Annotated in this window: 14 protein-coding genes; 10 read left to right on the top strand and 4 right to left on the bottom strand. The window is 72.5% G+C overall.

What is annotated here, in order from left to right:
• Window positions 1-15: 15 nt before the first annotated feature.
• The 6 genes from ABFX46_RS03880 (at window position 16) to ABFX46_RS03855 (ending at window position 6,464) form a co-directional block, all read left to right on the top strand.
• Complete coding sequence (locus tag ABFX46_RS03880) at window positions 16-1,371, top strand: phosphomannomutase/phosphoglucomutase (RefSeq protein WP_346039927.1); 1,356 nt, start codon at window positions 16-18, stop codon at window positions 1,369-1,371.
• A 42-nt stretch (window positions 1,372-1,413) separates the two neighbouring features.
• Complete coding sequence (locus tag ABFX46_RS03875; protein ID WP_131944268.1) at window positions 1,414-1,596, top strand: Trm112 family protein; 183 nt, start codon at window positions 1,414-1,416, stop codon at window positions 1,594-1,596.
• A gap of 103 nt (window positions 1,597-1,699) precedes the next feature.
• Window positions 1,700-2,842 carry an SIS domain-containing protein gene (locus ABFX46_RS03870; RefSeq protein WP_346039926.1) on the top strand — a complete coding sequence of 381 codons (1,143 nt, stop codon included), beginning with the start codon at window positions 1,700-1,702 and terminating at the stop codon, window positions 2,840-2,842.
• Entirely contained in the window at window positions 2,839-3,804 is a 966-nt protein-coding gene (locus tag ABFX46_RS03865) for a cation diffusion facilitator family transporter (RefSeq protein WP_346039925.1), read from the top strand. The genes ABFX46_RS03870 and ABFX46_RS03865 overlap by 4 nt, the downstream gene beginning before the upstream one ends.
• Window positions 3,805-4,175: 371 nt before the next feature.
• A complete protein-coding gene (locus ABFX46_RS03860) occupies window positions 4,176-5,756 on the top strand; it encodes a sensor histidine kinase (protein WP_346039924.1) in 1,581 nt (526 codons plus the stop codon).
• Between the two features lie 33 nt (window positions 5,757-5,789).
• Entirely contained in the window at window positions 5,790-6,464 is a 675-nt protein-coding gene (locus ABFX46_RS03855; RefSeq protein ID WP_131944272.1) for a response regulator, read from the top strand.
• 82 nt (window positions 6,465-6,546) lie between these two features.
• On the opposite strand, the gene ABFX46_RS03850 is transcribed toward ABFX46_RS03855, so the two are convergent.
• Both ABFX46_RS03850 and ABFX46_RS03845 read right to left on the bottom strand, forming a co-directional pair.
• Complete coding sequence (locus tag ABFX46_RS03850) at window positions 6,547-7,131, bottom strand: hypothetical protein (RefSeq protein ID WP_346039923.1); 585 nt, start codon at window positions 7,129-7,131, stop codon at window positions 6,547-6,549.
• A 39-nt stretch (window positions 7,132-7,170) separates the two neighbouring features.
• Window positions 7,171-7,518 (bottom strand): MerR family transcriptional regulator, encoded by a 348-nt coding sequence (locus tag ABFX46_RS03845; RefSeq protein ID WP_346039922.1) that lies wholly within the window; start codon window positions 7,516-7,518, stop codon window positions 7,171-7,173.
• Window positions 7,519-7,686: 168 nt separating this feature from the next.
• On the opposite strand from ABFX46_RS03845, the gene ahcY (ABFX46_RS03840) reads away from it, so the two are divergent.
• The 4 genes from ahcY (ABFX46_RS03840) (at window position 7,687) to ABFX46_RS03825 (ending at window position 12,252) form a co-directional block, all read left to right on the top strand.
• Window positions 7,687-9,117, top strand: coding sequence for an adenosylhomocysteinase (ahcY, locus tag ABFX46_RS03840; RefSeq protein ID WP_346039921.1), 1,431 nt, complete (start codon window positions 7,687-7,689; stop codon window positions 9,115-9,117).
• A gap of 207 nt (window positions 9,118-9,324) precedes the next feature.
• Complete coding sequence (gene ahcY / locus ABFX46_RS03835) at window positions 9,325-10,581, top strand: adenosylhomocysteinase (RefSeq protein WP_346039920.1); 1,257 nt, start codon at window positions 9,325-9,327, stop codon at window positions 10,579-10,581.
• Window positions 10,581-11,153, top strand: a complete 573-nt coding sequence (locus ABFX46_RS03830; protein ID WP_346039919.1) for a hypothetical protein — start codon at window positions 10,581-10,583, stop codon at window positions 11,151-11,153. Before ahcY (ABFX46_RS03835) ends, ABFX46_RS03830 begins: the two co-directional genes overlap by 1 nt.
• Window positions 11,154-11,226: 73 nt before the next feature.
• Window positions 11,227-12,252 carry an LppU/SCO3897 family protein gene (locus ABFX46_RS03825; RefSeq protein WP_346039918.1) on the top strand — a complete coding sequence of 342 codons (1,026 nt, stop codon included), beginning with the start codon at window positions 11,227-11,229 and terminating at the stop codon, window positions 12,250-12,252.
• Here ABFX46_RS03825 and ABFX46_RS03820 read toward each other — a convergent pair.
• Both ABFX46_RS03820 and ABFX46_RS03815 read right to left on the bottom strand, forming a co-directional pair.
• Window positions 12,249-13,661 (bottom strand): cellulase family glycosylhydrolase, encoded by a 1,413-nt coding sequence (locus tag ABFX46_RS03820; protein WP_346039917.1) that lies wholly within the window; start codon window positions 13,659-13,661, stop codon window positions 12,249-12,251. The two genes, ABFX46_RS03825 and ABFX46_RS03820, sit on opposite strands and share 4 nt — an antisense overlap.
• Window positions 13,662-13,693: 32 nt before the next feature.
• Window positions 13,694-14,695: an RDD family protein gene (locus ABFX46_RS03815; protein ID WP_346039916.1), complete on the bottom strand. Its 1,002-nt coding sequence runs from the start codon at window positions 14,693-14,695 to the stop codon at window positions 13,694-13,696.
• Window positions 14,696-14,714: the final 19 nt, after the last annotated feature.

The following is a 14,714-nucleotide window of genomic DNA, read 5'->3' as shown; positions in this document are numbered from 1 at the left end:
GGACAGGGAGCAGGAGTGGGCGACCTCGGCAAGATCTTCAAGGCGTACGACATCCGCGGCGTCGTCCCGGACGAGCTCGACCCCGCGATCGCCGAGGCGGCCGGGGCGGCGTTCGTGCGGGTGACGCGGGCGAGCGCGATCGTTACCGCGCACGACATGCGCGAGTCGTCCGGCCCGCTGTCGGAGGCGTTCGCGCGGGGCGCGACGTCCCAGGGCGCGGACGTGATCGAGGCGGGGCTCGGCTCCACCGACATGCTGTACTACGCCAGCGGCAGCCTCGACCTGCCCGGCGCCATGTTCACCGCCAGCCACAATCCCGCCCGGTACAACGGGCTGAAGCTGTGCCGCGCCGGGGCGCGCCCGGTCGGCCGCGACACCGGCCTCGGCGAGATCCGCGAGATGATCGAGAAGGGCGTGCCCGCCTACGGCGGCGAGCCGGGCACCGTGTCGCGGCGCGACATCCTCAAGGGCTACGCCGAGCACCTCAAGACGCTGGTCGACCTGTCGTCGATCCGGCCGCTGAAGGTCGTCGTGGACGCGGGCAACGGCATGGGCGGGCACACCGTCCCATCGGTGTTCGAGGGGCTGCCGATCGACCTGGTGCCGATGTACTTCGAGCTGGACGGCACCTTCCCCAACCACGAGGCCAACCCGATCGAGCCGGAGAACCTGCGCGACCTGCAGGCCGAGGTCCGCGAGACGGGCGCCGACATCGGGCTCGCGTTCGACGGCGACGCCGACCGCTGCTTCGTGGTGGACGAGCGCGGCGAGATCGTCTCCCCGTCCGCGATCACCGCGCTGGTCGCGACGCGGGAGCTGGCCAAGCACCCGGGCTCCTCGATCGTGCACAACCTGATCACGTCCAAGGCCGTCCCGGAGATCATCTCCGAGCACGGCGGGACGCCGGTCCGCACCCGCGTCGGGCACTCGTTCATCAAGCAGACGATGGCGGAGACGGGCGCGGTGTTCGGCGGCGAGCACTCGGCGCACTTCTACTTCCGCGACTTCTGGTTCGCCGACTCGGGCATGCTGGCGGCGATGCACGTCCTCGCGGCCCTCGGCGAGCAGGACGGGCCGCTGTCGGAGCTGCTCGGCGAGTACACCCGCTACGTCGCGTCCGGCGAGATCAACAGCGAGGTCGCCGACCAGGACGCGGCCGCCGCGAAGGTCAAGGACGCCTTCGCCGGGCGGCCGGGCGTCCAGATGGACGAACTGGACGGCCTCACCGTCGGCGACGAGTCCGCCGGCTGGTGGTTCAACCTCCGCCCGTCCAACACCGAGCCGCTGCTGCGCCTCAACGCGGAGGCCGGCGACGAGGCGACCATGGCGGCGGTCCGCGACGAGGTCCTGGCCCTGGTCAGGGACACGTGACCGGCCCGGGAAAGACCGACTGTAGGGAGAAGTGACGCTGCCATGACGATGAAGCTGGACTCCTGGCTGCTGGAGATCCTCGCCTGCCCGAACTGCGGCGGCGACCTGCGCGCCGACGAGGGCGCCGACGAGCTGGTGTGCACCGGCTCGTGCGGCTACGCCTACCCGGTGCGCGACGACATCCCCGTCCTGCTCGTCGACGAGGCCAGGGCCCCCGCCTCGTGAGCCGCTCGGGGCGCGGCGCCGGCCGGGCTGAGGAGCGAGGAACGAGCGACGAGGGAAGCCGACGCCGGGAAAGCGCCCCGAGCCGCCGAGCGAAGGCGAGGCCATGAGCGCGGGGATCGATCCCTCACGGTTGGAGGACGGCGAGGCGGCGGAGGCCGCCGATCCCGGCGGGATGCTGCGGCAGGTCGCCTCGTCGGCGGCGCAGGTGCGCGAGGCGCAGCGGGCGGCGGCCGAGGCGGGCGTCGCGGCGCTGGCCGAGGACGGCCGGCCCCGCGCGGTCGTGGTCGCCGGGAGCGGCGCCGACGGCGTCGCGGGCGACGTGCTCGCGGCGGTGTGCGGCGCGGGCTGCGCGGTCCCCGTGTCGACGGTGCGCGGCTACCGGCTGCCCGGCTGGGTCGGCGCCGCCGACCTCGTCATCGCGGTGTCGGGGTCGGGGAGCACCGAGGAGACCCTGGAGGTCGCCGCGGAGGCGGCCCGGCGCGGATGCCGCCTGATGTTCACCGGCGCGCCCGGCTCGCCGCTCGCCGACCTCGCCGCCCAGACGCGCGGGGTGTTCGTCCCGGTGCGGTCGGCGGGGCAGCCGCGATCGGCGCTGTGGGGCCTGGCGGTCCCGCTGGTCCTCGCCGCGCGCACGCTCCGGCTCGCGGACGTGCCCGACGCGGTGCTGGAGTCCACGGCCGCCCTGCTGGAGGACGTCGCGCACCGGTGCCGTCCGTCCAGCGAACCGTTCGTCAACCCCGCCAAGCGCATCGCGCTCGATCTCGCCGGCGACGTGCCGCTGGTGTGGGGCTCGTCGGCCGTCGCGGCGACGGCGGCGTACCGGCTGTGCGGCCAGCTCAACGCGAACGCCAAGTACCCGGCGGTCTTCGGCGAGGTGCCGCAGACCGGCCACGACCAGCTGATGACGTTCGACGGCTTCTTCGCGGGCGGCGGCTCCCCGTCCGACCCCGATGACTTCTTCCGCGACCGCGTGGACGAGCCGGAGCACGGCCTGCACCTCGTCGTCCTGCGGGACGTGGAGGAGCATCCGCGGGTGCGGCTGCGGTGCGAGGCGTCCGCCGCGATGGCCCGCGACCGGGGCGTGGCGGTCACCGAGGTCCGCGCCGAGGGCGAGCACCCGCTGGAGAGAATGGCGACACTGATCGCACTGGCGGACTATGTCGCGGTTTACTTGGCTATCGCGCTCGGCGTGGATCCGACGCCGACGCCTGCCATGGAAGAGCTCAGAGCGAGGATTACTAGATGAGTGCTGAGGGTGGAACAAAGGCCATCGTCGCCGCGCTGGCCGCCAACCTCGGGATCGCGGCGTCGAAGTTCGTCGCGTTCGCGTTCACCGGTTCGTCGTCGATGCTGGCGGAGTCGATCCACTCGGTGGCCGACTCGGGCAACCAGGGGCTGCTGCTCCTCGGCCGCAAGCGCGCCTCCCGCGCCCGGACGCCCGAGCATCCGTTCGGCTACGGCCGGGAGCGCTACTTCTACGCGTTCGTCGTCGCGGTCGTCCTGTTCACCGTCGGCGCGGCGTTCTCGCTGTACGAGGGCTACCACAAGATCTCCCATCCGGAGGAGGTCAAGTCCCCGATCTGGGCGTTCGCGGTGCTGATCATCGCGATCCTCATGGAGTCGTTCTCGTTCCGGACCGCGATCAAGGAGTCGAACGTCGTCCGCGGCGACCAGTCGTGGTGGGCGTTCATCCGCCGTGCCAAGGCCCCCGAGCTGCCGGTCGTCCTGCTGGAGGACCTCGCCGCGCTCGTCGGCCTCATCCTCGCGCTGTTCGGCGTCTCGATGGCCGTGGCCACCGGCGACGGCGTCTGGGACGGCGTCGGCACCGTGGCGATCGGCGTGCTGCTCGGCGCGGTCGCGACGATCCTGGCGATCGAGACCAAGAGCCTGCTGATCGGCGAGGGCGCCGACGCCGACACCGAGCGGCGCATCGTCGCGGCGCTGGAGTCGGTCGAGGAGGTCGAGCGCCTCATCCACATGCGGACCGAGTACGTCGGCCCGGACGAGCTGCTGATCGCCGCGAAGATCGCCGTCCACCACGACGACACCGCCGCCGAGGTCGCCCGCGGCATCGACGCGGCCGAGGCGAAGATCCGGGCGCAGGTCCCCGAGGCGAAGCTGATCTATCTGGAGCCGGCGCTGTACGAGGCGGACGGGGCCGAGGGCGCCGCCGCGGAGAAGACCCCGGAGACGCCGGCCACATCCTGACGCACGCGCTTCCGAGGAACACGGGACCCCTCGCCGGGCGGCCGCCGCAGTGCCGGCCGTACCCCAGCCCAGGCGAGACCGGCGAATGCGTCCGCGAGAGCGGACCGCGGCCGTCCGGCGAGGTGCTTCCCATGCGTCCCCGCCCGGACCCCTGAAACCGGGCGGTTCTGGTGTGACCGCGGCGGCCTCGCCGAACCCCCTACGTCGGCGATGGCCACCGTCGCGGTCACGGTTAAGACATTACGTGCGCTGGCCGCTCCGGGACGTCCCCCCTAAGGAGGGAACCCGGGTGGTACTCCAGGTGGACCCGCCTCCTCCCTATACATCCGAGCGGTGAGGCCACCGCACGCCCCAGCGGTCACTATTGAAGGGTGACCTCCGATGACAAGGCCCGGACCGGACCCGACCCCGCGGGGTTCGGCCCAGCCGTCGCGCACCACGCGTGGCGGCTGTCCGGCCGGATCGTGGCGGGCGTCGGGCAACTGCTGCTGTGGATCCTCACCGGGATCGGCACCCTGCTGCGGCCCTTGGCGGTGCGGCTCGGCGCGCGGCTGACCGGCGGCGCCGGTCGCCGCCCCGCCCCCGGCACGCCGCCCGGCGCTCCGGCGGGCGCCCCGCCGGGCGGAGTGACGGCGCCGCTGCCCCGGTGGATCAACACCTGGCGGGAGGTCGTCGGCTCCTGGTACTTCGCCCCGCTGACCGGCCTCGCGCTCGCGATCGCCGCGCTCGCCGAGCTGGCGCCGCGCGAGGACTCCCCGCTCAGTCTCGCCGGCGGCTTCGCGGTCGCGGCGACGCTCCCGCTCGTCTGGCGCCGGGAGAACCTGCGCCCGGTCGCGGCAGTCGTGCTTAGCGCGGTCGCGGCGAGCCTGCTCACCGGGCAGATCCTGCTCGTCACGACCAGCTTCGCCGCCCTGTACACGCTGTACGCGCTGGGCCGTCAGCTGCCCCGCCAGTCGACCGGCGTCCTCGCGGTCGGCAGCGTCGCCACGATCGCCGTCGTCTACCTCGCCGCCGGGACGCTCGACGAGATCCCGTGGCCCGCGCCGATCGTCGCCGTCCTCGCCGCGATCGGGCTCGGCGACGCGCGGCGCGTCGTGGAGTCCGCCGGGCGGACGGAGGCCGAGGCCGCCGAGCGGACCAACGAGACCCTCACCCGGCTCACCGCCGTCCAGCGGGAGCAGGCCGTCATGCGCGAACGCGCCCGCATCGCCCGGGAACTGCACGACGTCGTCGCGCACTCCGTCTCCATGATCGCGGTGCAGGCGGAGACCGCCCCGTACACGATGGAGGACCTGTCGCCGGAGGCCCGCGCCGGGTACACCGAGATCGCCAGGACGGCGCGGGAGGCGCTGGTGGAGATGCGGCGGCTGCTCAGCGTGCTGCGCGCCGACGCCAAGCCCGAGCCGGACGCCGCGAACTCCCCGCAGCCCCGCCTCGACCGGCTGCCCGACCTGATCGAGCAGCACCGCGGCGCCGGCGGGCGGGTCGACCTCGCCGTCCACGGCGACCCGCGCGACCTGTCCACGACCGTCGAGCTGTCGGCGTACCGGATCGTCCAGGAGGCGCTGACGAACGCGCGGCGGCACGCGCCCGGCGCCGGCGTGCACGTCGACCTGATGTTCCTGCCGGACCGGCTGGCCGTCCGCGTCCGCGACGACGGCGCGTCCGCGCCGACGCAGGTGCTGAACCGGGAGGCCCCCGGCTCCCGTACCGCGATACTGGATCCCGCGGGCCCGACCTCGGTGGACGGGCGCACCCGCGTGCAGGCGCCGGACTCCGGCGGCGGGCACGGTCTCCTCGGGATGCGGGAACGTGCGACCATGCTGGGCGGACGGTTCTCCGCCGGCCCGGCCGCCGAGGGCGGGTTCCTGGTGGAGGCCGAGCTTCCGCTGACGAGGGAGGGGAATTCCCATCGTGGACACGGTTCGCAGGCGCCGCCCGGCCGTCCCTGACCCGCGCGTCCCCGCACCGGTGGGGCGGCGGCCGTGATCAACGTGCTGATCGTCGACGACCAGACGATCGTGCGGGCCGGGTTCGCCGCGCTGCTCGCCGCGCAGGACGACATCACCGTCATCGGCGAGGCCGGCGACGGCCGCGAGGCGGTCCGGATCGCCGAGCGCAACCGTCCCGACGTCGTCGTCATGGACATCCGGATGCCCGGCATGGACGGCATCGAGGCGACCCGCCGCATCCTCGCCCTGCCGGGCGCCGAGAACGTCCGGGTGCTGGTCCTTACGACGTTCGACATCGACGAGTACGTCTACGACGCGCTCGCCGTCGGCGCCAGCGGCTTCCTGCTGAAGGACGCGACCGCCGACGAGCTGGTCTCCGCCGTCCGGGTGGTGGCGCGCGGCGACTCGCTGCTGGCGCCGCAGGTGACCGGGCGGCTCATCCGCGAGTTCACCAAGCAGCGCCGCAACCGCCCGCAGGCCCCGGCGGAGCTGGCGACGCTGACCGCGCGGGAGACCGAGGTGCTGGTGCTGATCGCGGGCGGGCTGTCCAACGGGGAGATCGCGCAGCGCCTCGTCGTCAGCGAGCACACGGTGAAGACGCACGTGGCGCGGGTCTTCACCAAGCTCGGCCTGCGCGACCGCGCCCAGGCCGTGATGCTCGCGTACGAGTCCGGCGTGGTGGTACCGGGAGAGAACGCCGCGAACTAGCGCGCGCGTTGATCTGCGGCGTGTTGTTGTTATGAGGGCACCGAAAACAACAACACGCCGCAGATCAACGAGGTGGCGGCCGCTAGCCGCGGTAGGGCGGGTGGCCGCCGGGCGGCGGGTAGTGGCCGGGAGGCTGCGGCGGCGACGCGGGAGGCGCGTAGCCGTAGCCGGGATGAGCGGGCTGCGGCGCGGGCGGGTAGCCGGGCTGCGCGGCGGGCGGTGCGGGCGGATACGCGGGCTGTGCGTGGCCCGGGTGTGCTGCGGGCGGGTAGCCGGGTTGGGCGGGTGGCTGCGCGGGCGGGTAGCCGGGTTGGGCGGGGGCGAAGCCCGGTTGGGCGGGCGCGTAGCCGGGTTGGGCGGGCTGGTAGGTGGGGTGGTGGACGCGGCGGCGGCGTCCGAGTGACGATCCGGCGAGGAAGACCAGGCCGCCGATGGCCACAACCGGCCCGAAGATCATCATCAGCACGGCCTCGCGGCCGTTCTGGGACTTCTGCTCCTCGTAGGAGCGCTCGGTCGAGCTGCCGTTGCCGACGGTCCGGCAGGTGTCGCCGGGCGACATCGTCCGGCCGCCGCATTTCACCTCGTCGTCACCGCTCGACGCGACGCCCCCGATGAAGAGGCCGACGCCGATGACGATGCCGACGATCCCGTAGACGATGGAACGCACCCGCCCGCCTTCCCTCCGGTAACGGCGGGATCCTAGCGATCATCGCCGGCGCAGAAGGCGCATTGCCTTCTCCTTCTCGAAATCGAGGGCGCGGGCCGGCGGGGCCGACAGCCGGCCGATGCGCTCGCCGAGTTCCCGGACGTGCGCCTGCACCTGCGGCTCGGCCAGGACGCGCAGCCCGAACGCCAGCTCGGCCGGCCCGATGTCGTAGCGCTTCTCCAGCGCGAGGGCGAGCGCGACGGCCCGCAGCTCGGCCTCCCCGAACCGCCGGTGGCCGCCCCCGCGCAGGGCCACCTCCCGGGTGGCGGGCAGCAGGCCGAGGGCCTCGCGGTAGCGGAGCATGCGGGGCGAGGTGCCGAGCCGCCGGGCGGCCTCCGTGATGCGCATGGGTCGATTCTGACAAATCAGTGTCAGAAAGTCGCGTCCGGCCGTGCCATCCCCCGCCGCCCGCCCGTAGACTCGCGGCGTTGACGCGGTCCGACGGACGCGTCAAGCCCTCGCGTACCGGCCCGCACACGCGGACGGCGCCGCCATCACCAAGGGAGCAACGAAAGCATGGACTACAAGGTCGCCGACCTGTCGCTGGCCGACTTCGGGCGCCGGGAGATCCGGCTCGCCGAGCACGAGATGCCGGGCCTGATGGCGGTGCGCGAGGAGTACTCGGCCGCCAAGCCGCTGCGCGGCGCCAAGATCATGGGCTCGCTGCACATGACGATCCAGACGGCCGTGCTGATCGAGACGCTGGTGGAACTCGGCGCCGACGTCCGCTGGGTGTCCTGCAACATCTTCTCCACCCAGGACCACGCCGCCGCCGCGATCGTCGTCGGCAAGGACGGCACCGCCGACGACCCGAAGGGCGTCCCGGTGTTCGCGTGGAAGGGCGAGACGCTCGAAGAGTACTGGTGGTGCACCGACCAGGCCCTCCAGTGGCCGGACGGCACCGGCCCGAACATGATCCTGGACGACGGCGGCGACGCGACCCTCCTCGTCCACAAGGGCGCCGAGTACGAGAAGGCGGGCGCCGTGCCGGCCGCCACCGAGGACGACCCCGAGGAGTGGGGCATCATCCTCGACACCCTGCGCCGCACGATCGCCGAGAAGCCGGGCCGCTGGACCGAGACCGCCGCCGCGATCAAGGGCGTCACCGAGGAGACCACCACCGGCGTCCACCGCCTCTACGAGATGGCGAAGGCCGGCACCCTCGCGTTCCCGGCGATCAACGTGAACGACTCGGTCACCAAGTCGAAGTTCGACAACAAGTACGGCTGCCGCCACTCGGTGATCGACGGCCTGAACCGCGCCACCGACGTGCTGATCGGCGGCAAGGTCGCGGTCGTGTGCGGCTACGGCGACGTCGGCAAGGGCTGCGCGGACGCGCTGAAGGGCCAGGGCGCCCGCGTCATCGTCACCGAGATCGACCCGATCTGCGCGCTGCAGGCCGCGATGGACGGCTTCCAGGTCACCACCCTGGACGACGTCGTCGACAAGGCCGACATCTTCGTGACGACCACCGGCAACTTCAACATCATCACGGCCGACCACATGCGCCGGATGAAGCACCAGGCGATCGTCTCCAACATCGGCCACTTCGACAACGAGATCGACATGGCCGGCCTCGCCAAGATCGAGGGCATCGAGAAGATCGAGATCAAGCCGCAGGTGCACGAGTGGCGCTTCGCCGACGGCCACTCGATCATCGTCCTCGCCGAGGGCCGCCTGATGAACCTCGGCTGCGCCACCGGCCACCCGTCGTTCGTGATGTCCAACTCCTTCACGAACCAGGTCATCGCGCAGATCGAGCTGTTCACCAAGACCGACGAGTACCCGATCGGCGTCTACGTCCTGCCCAAGCACCTGGACGAGAAGGTCGCCCGCCTCCACCTCGACGCCCTCGGCGTCAAGCTCACCGAGCTCACCAAGGAGCAGGCCGCCTACATCGGCGTCCACGTGGAAGGCCCCTACAAGCCGGACCACTACCGGTACTGAGTTGTTCTGCGTTGCCCTTGGGGCAGGCGCCTGAGGGTGCCTGCCCCAAGGGCGACGCGTGCGATTGCTGCATCGCTCCGCCTCGCCCAGCGGCTCGCTGCGCGATCAGGATCTCGCAGGCTCGATCCTGCCTTCGGACGCAATCGCGGCGCTTAGGGTCGGCGGTGGCTGGGCCGGTGGCTGATGTAGGTGCGCATGAGGGAGCAGATGAGCGATATCGCGGATGGTTCGCTGGCTTATGAGGGGGTCAAGCGGATCGGGTGGGCCGAGCGGAGCATGCCGGTGCTGCGGCAGATCCGGGAGCGGTTCGCTGAAGAGCGGCCGCTGGACGGGTTCAAGGTCGCGGCGTGCATGCACGTGACGACCGAGACGGCCGGGCTGATCCGTACGCTCCAGGCCGGCGGGGCCAGTGTGGCGCTGGCGGCGTCGAATCCGCTCTCCACGCAGGACGACACCGCGGCGGCGCTCGTGCACGAGTACGGGGCCGAGGTCTTCGCGCGGGCGGGGACCGACCGCGAGGGGTACTACGCCCACATCCACCAGGCGCTGGAGACCGGGCCCGACTTCGTGCTGGACGACGGCTGCGATCTCGTCAACACGCTCCACATCGACCGGACGGACCTGCTCGGCACGGTCAAGGCGGGGTGCGAGCAGACGACGACCGGGGTGATCCGGCTGCACCAGATGGCGCGCGAGGGCGCGCTCAAGTTCCCCATGGTCGCGGTCAACGACACCGACACGAAGCACATGTTCGACAACCGCTACGGGACCGGCCAGTCGACGCTGGACGGAATCGTGCGCGCGACGAACACGCTGCTGGCCGGCAAGACCATCGTCATCGCGGGCTTCGGATACTGCGGCCGCGGCTTGGCCGAGCGTGCCCGGGGCCTGGGCGCGCGTGTCGTCGTCACCGAGATCGACCCCGTCAAGGCGCTCGATGCGGCGCTGCAGGGTTTCGCCGTCCGGCCCATGGCCGAGGCCGCCGCGGACGGCGACGTCTTCATCACGGTCACGGGGAACCGCGACGTCGTGAACGCCGACCATCTCGCGGTGATGAAGGACGGCGCCATCCTCGCGAACTCCGGGCACTTCGACGTCGAGATCGACGTGCGGGCGCTGAGCGAGATGGCGGTCGAGGTGCACCGCGGTATCCGGCCGCAGACGGACGAGTACGTGCTGGCCGACGGCCGGCGCCTGGTCCTGCTCGCCGAGGGGCGCCTGGTGAACCTGGCCGCCGCGGAGGGGCATCCCGCCGCCGTCATGGACATGTCGTTCGCCGACCAGGCCCTCACGTGCGCGTGGCTCGCGAAGTCGCACGCGACGCTGCCGGCGGCCGTCCACGAGGTGCCCAAGGAGATCGACACGGAGGTGGCCCGGCTCAAGCTGGCGTCGATGTCCATCTCCATCGACCTGCTGACCCCGGACCAGGAGGACTACCTCCACTCCTGGCGCATCGGCTCCTGATGCCGGCCGGGACGTACCTGCACCTGGACGAGGGGGTCGAGGAGCGCTTCCAGTGCGCGCCCGGCCCCGGCGGCTGGCGCTACACGTCCCGGCGGGACGACGGCGTCCGCGTCGACCTCGTCGTGGACGCGCGGTGGCGGCAGATCCGCGTCGAACTCGTCACGCCCGGCTGGTGGCTGCGCGGCGGCCTGGCCGGGCCCGAGCTGGCCTGGGTGCGCGCGGCGGGGGAGTCGGGCACCGAGCACGGCGAGCGCGCGGCGGGGTTCGTGTCCGATTCGCCGGGGTTCCTGGTCGCGATCGCGCATTCGCTGGAGCTGGACGAGGGCGCGCGGACCGACGTCCGCCTCGTCCAGGTGAGCGGGGCGTCCCTCTCGGCGCTGACGACCGTGTGGCGCTGGCGCCATGCCGGGACGTCCGCCTACGAGACCGAGACGGCGCCCCTGCCCGTCCAGGAGTACGAGGTCACGGACCTGGCCACGGGAGAGGTGGAGACGATCCATCTGGCCGGCGACGTCCTGCTGGCCGGACCCGGCATCGAACTCACCGATCTGGAGACGCCTCCCAACTTCTAGGGCGGTCCCGAACCGGGCGCATCGATGGGGCGCATTCGATACCTTTGTCCCCTTCGTGATCAAGGAGGCGGACATGCAGGGGCAGCCACCGGGCGGGCCGGAGGAGCAGGGGCGCCCCGCGCCGCCGCCGGGCCCGCGGTTCGCGCCGCAGGGCGCGCGGATCCCGCCGTCGGGCGGGCCGTTCCCTCCGCCGGAGGCGCCGGTGCCGCCCTACGGGCAGCCCGGGTTCGGGGCGCCGCCGCCGCGCGCCGGGAAGCCGTCGCCGATCGTCTGGGTGGTGATCGCCGCCGCGGTGGTCTTCTTCGTCGGCGCGACCGGGTTCATGCTCCTGCAGGGGAGCGGTGCGCCGAGCGGCCCGGTGAAGGCGGAGCAGTGCGTCGACAGGGGCTTCGGGATGGGCGACGGGAACCGCATCCCCGCGAGCCTCCGGGTGGGCTGCGACGACGCCGCGGCCAAGGCCGAGATCATCAAGATCACCGATGAGGGCGAGGCGTCCGGCTTCACCTACACGTCCCGCTCCGAGCCGGACTGCCCCGGCGGGACGGACGGCGTCACCAACGTCCGCGCCGAGGACACCGACAAGCACTACTACGAGGCGTGCGTCCGCAACCTCAAGGGCCCGCATCCGGGCGACCCCGGCGCGGGCGGCGCGTTCCTGTCCGCCGGCGACTGCGTGAGCAGCGGCTCGATCGGCTTCGGCATGGAGCAGCCGTGCGCCCGGGCGGGCTGGTACGGGAAGGTCGTCGCGCGCGTCGCCACGGAGCAGTCCTGCCCGTCGAAGACGCTCGAGGTCATGAAGATGCGGTCGTTCGGCGGCGGCGAGCTCGCCAAGCCGGTCGTGTGCCTCGGCCCCGGCGGCGGCGTGCTGTCGCCCGGCGACTGCATCAAGGACCCCTCGTTCAACGTCGGCGACCTGGACAAGGCCGACTGCGGCTCCACCCTGGCCATCGCCAAGGTCGTCGGCCGCGTGAGGACGCAGCGGGAGTGCCCGTCCGAGGCCACGAACTACCTGACCAGGGACGGCGCGTACCTCCCGGTGCTGTGCCTGAAGAAGCTCCGCCCGACCCTCAACGACAGGCTCCGCACCCTCCCGGGCTAGGGCTTGACGGTGACGGTGTGGGACGCCGTTCCGGGGTCGGCCCACACTGAGAGGACGTGCCGGTCCGCGTCCCAGCGCGTCCACCATTTCCCGCCGGGGTCGGTCGAGGTGACCTTCGGGGTGACGGGGAACCAGATCTCCGTGGGCCCGGTCACTCCGGGCTTGTTGCGCCAGGCGACGGTCAGGGCGCCGTCGGCGTAGGAGGTCTTGGTCAACGTGCCGGCGACGGCGCGCGGGTACGGGCGCGCCAGCAGCTTGGTGAACAGGGTCGGCTTCCCGTCGCCGTCGACGACGCCGGACGAGCCCGGGTCGTTCGACCAGTACGCCCAGCCGATGCCCAGCTCGTCCGCCATGGAGAGCCAGTCGCCGGTGAAGTCGGCCGCGCCCGGCGCGCCCTGCCCCATGCCGCCGACCTCGCCGAGCCACATCGGGGTGTCGAGGCGCCGCGCGGCGGCGGGCATGTTCCGCTTCCACAGCGCGAACTGCGCCTGGACGAGCAGCTTCGCCACGCCGTCGTAAGAGCCGCCCAGGTCGACCCCGCCGGGGTAGAAGTGCGGTGCCAGAACGATGCGCGGCCCACCCGGACGCGGGTCGCGGACCGTGCCGAGTGACGTCTCCGACCCTTCGTTGGGGCCGAGTGCCTGCGGCTCCACGAACACCCAGTTGTCACCGTCCACCTCACGGATCGCGTTGACGATGCGCTGGTAGAACGGCGTCAGGATGGGGCCCTCGAAGAAACCGAGCTGCCGCGTCCCGCCGAACGGCTCGTTCATGAGGTCGTAGCCCAGCACGGCGGGGTCGTGCGCGAAGCGCTCCGCGACGTGCTTCCACATCGCCGTGTAGCGCTGCATCAGTTCCGGGTGCTTGCCGGTGTTGTTCCAGAAGTTGTCGTAGGCGCGCAGTACGGCCGGTTGCAGGTAGGTGAGCACCCATGGGTCCTGCGGAGTGCAGGGCAGGCCGTCGGTGATGGTGGCCCAGGCCGGGGCGCCGTCCCCCGCGCCCTTGCAGGCGGCGGGCCCGTAGATGTCCTGGTGCATGTCGAGGATGACGTGCATCCCCTGCTCGCGGTACCAGGCCAGGCGTTCGGCGATGTCGTCCAGGTGGGCCTCGTCGTACCGTCCCGGCTCCGGTTCGATGTTCTTCCACTGGAGCACGTAGCGGACGGAGTTCGTGCCGAGGTCGCGCGCCTCCCGGACGACGTCGTCCCGGGTGATCCAGGGCAGCCCGGTCGGGCCCTTGGCGCTGCCCGACGTGTTCAGCCCGTGCAGAATCAGCGTCCGGCCCTGGTCGTCGGTGATCGCCGGGAGCGGGGCCGTGTCGGCGCCTGCGGCGGGGGCGGTGACGAAGGCGGGGGTCAGGGCGAGTGTCGCCGTGAGGGTGATCCGGCCGAGGACCGTCCGTACGCGCATCCCGCCTCCAAAACCCGAAATTTATTCGGATTCTAGGAGCCGTCCGGCGTGCGGGGAAGGCCCAAGACGTTCTGGTACGGGCCGGCGCCGTAGTTCTGGGGCGGCAGGAACTGCGGCTGCCCCGGGGCGGGGGCGCTGAACGGCGGCGGGGCGGGCGGGCCGGGCCGGACGGGGCCGTAGTGCATCGGCGGCCCGGCGACCGCCATCGCCGGGACGGGCGCCGGAACCGGCGCCGGGCCGGGCCCCCAGGCGGGCAGGCCGAGGCGGCGCATGCGGCGGGCGCGGCGCTCGGCGAGCCGCACCTCCTCGCGGTACCGGCGCTCGGCGAGCACCGCCGACAGCAGGATCTCCGGCCGCACCCCCGGCGGCGGGGGCGGGCTGATCACGGCGACGACCTGGGAGGCGATCCGCTGGCCCAGCGAGTCGCGCACCTCCGGCAGCAGCTCCCAGAACCGCGACAGGTACTGCCGGGCCGTCATCGCCAGCTCGTCCGACAGCATCGAGATCTCCAGCGTGCGGGCCCACCAGGCGAGCTGCGGCGGCATCACCGCGACCGGGCCGAACAGCGCCGCCGCCGGGGCCCGGTCCTTGATGACGATCGTCCCCGCGAACAGGTCGCCGAGCCGCTTGCCGCGCCGGTTGCAGAACGAGGTGATCAGCGCGGGGGAGCCGTAGAACGTCCAGAACTCGATGACCCCGGCGAGCGCCCGCACGAGCGCCTGCCGGAACCGGACCGGCCCGCCGTCGTCGCCGACCACGCGCAGCCCGACCGCCATCTTGCCCAGCGTCCGGCCCCGCAGCAGCGTCTCCAGCACGCACGGGTAGCCGACGAGGACGGCGACCGTCCCGACCAGCGTCAGCCCGATCGTCCACGCCTCGTCCGCGACGAGCGAGGTCATCGCGGTGACGTAGACGACGATGTAGAGGATCACCACCTGGAAGATCAGGTCGAGCAGGAAGGCGCAGCCCCGGCTGGCCAGGCGCGCGACGCGGATGTCGAGCGCGACGGCCTCGCCGGTGACGAGTTCGGCCATGTCCTGATCCTCCAAATGC

The organism is Actinomadura chokoriensis, from assembly GCF_039529475.1.
Taxonomy (GTDB): Bacteria; Actinomycetota; Actinomycetes; order Streptosporangiales; family Streptosporangiaceae; genus Spirillospora; species Spirillospora bangladeshensis.
Note: the sequence above shows the minus strand (reverse complement) of the source record. Positions and strands in the feature narration are given on the sequence as shown.

Bases quoted from the DNA above. Each gene is read 5' to 3' on its own strand.
- ABFX46_RS03875 (WP_131944268.1), top strand. From the start codon at position 1,414: ATGACGATGAAGCTGGACTCCTGGCTGCTGGAGATCCTCGCCTGCCCG.
- ABFX46_RS03870 (WP_346039926.1), top strand. From the start codon at position 1,700: ATGAGCGCGGGGATCGATCCCTCACGGTTGGAGGACGGCGAGGCGGCG.
- ABFX46_RS03865 (WP_346039925.1), top strand. From the start codon at position 2,839: ATGAGTGCTGAGGGTGGAACAAAGGCCATCGTCGCCGCGCTGGCCGCC.
- ABFX46_RS03845 (WP_346039922.1), bottom strand. From the start codon at position 7,518: ATGCGCATCACGGAGGCCGCCCGGCGGCTCGGCACCTCGCCCCGCATG.
- ahcY (WP_346039921.1), top strand. From the start codon at position 7,687: ATGGACTACAAGGTCGCCGACCTGTCGCTGGCCGACTTCGGGCGCCGG.
- ahcY (WP_346039920.1), top strand. From the start codon at position 9,325: ATGAGCGATATCGCGGATGGTTCGCTGGCTTATGAGGGGGTCAAGCGG.
- ABFX46_RS03830 (WP_346039919.1), top strand. From the start codon at position 10,581: ATGCCGGCCGGGACGTACCTGCACCTGGACGAGGGGGTCGAGGAGCGC.
- ABFX46_RS03825 (WP_346039918.1), top strand. From the start codon at position 11,227: ATGCAGGGGCAGCCACCGGGCGGGCCGGAGGAGCAGGGGCGCCCCGCG.
- ABFX46_RS03820 (WP_346039917.1), bottom strand. From the start codon at position 13,661: ATGCGCGTACGGACGGTCCTCGGCCGGATCACCCTCACGGCGACACTC.
- ABFX46_RS03815 (WP_346039916.1), bottom strand. From the start codon at position 14,695: ATGGCCGAACTCGTCACCGGCGAGGCCGTCGCGCTCGACATCCGCGTC.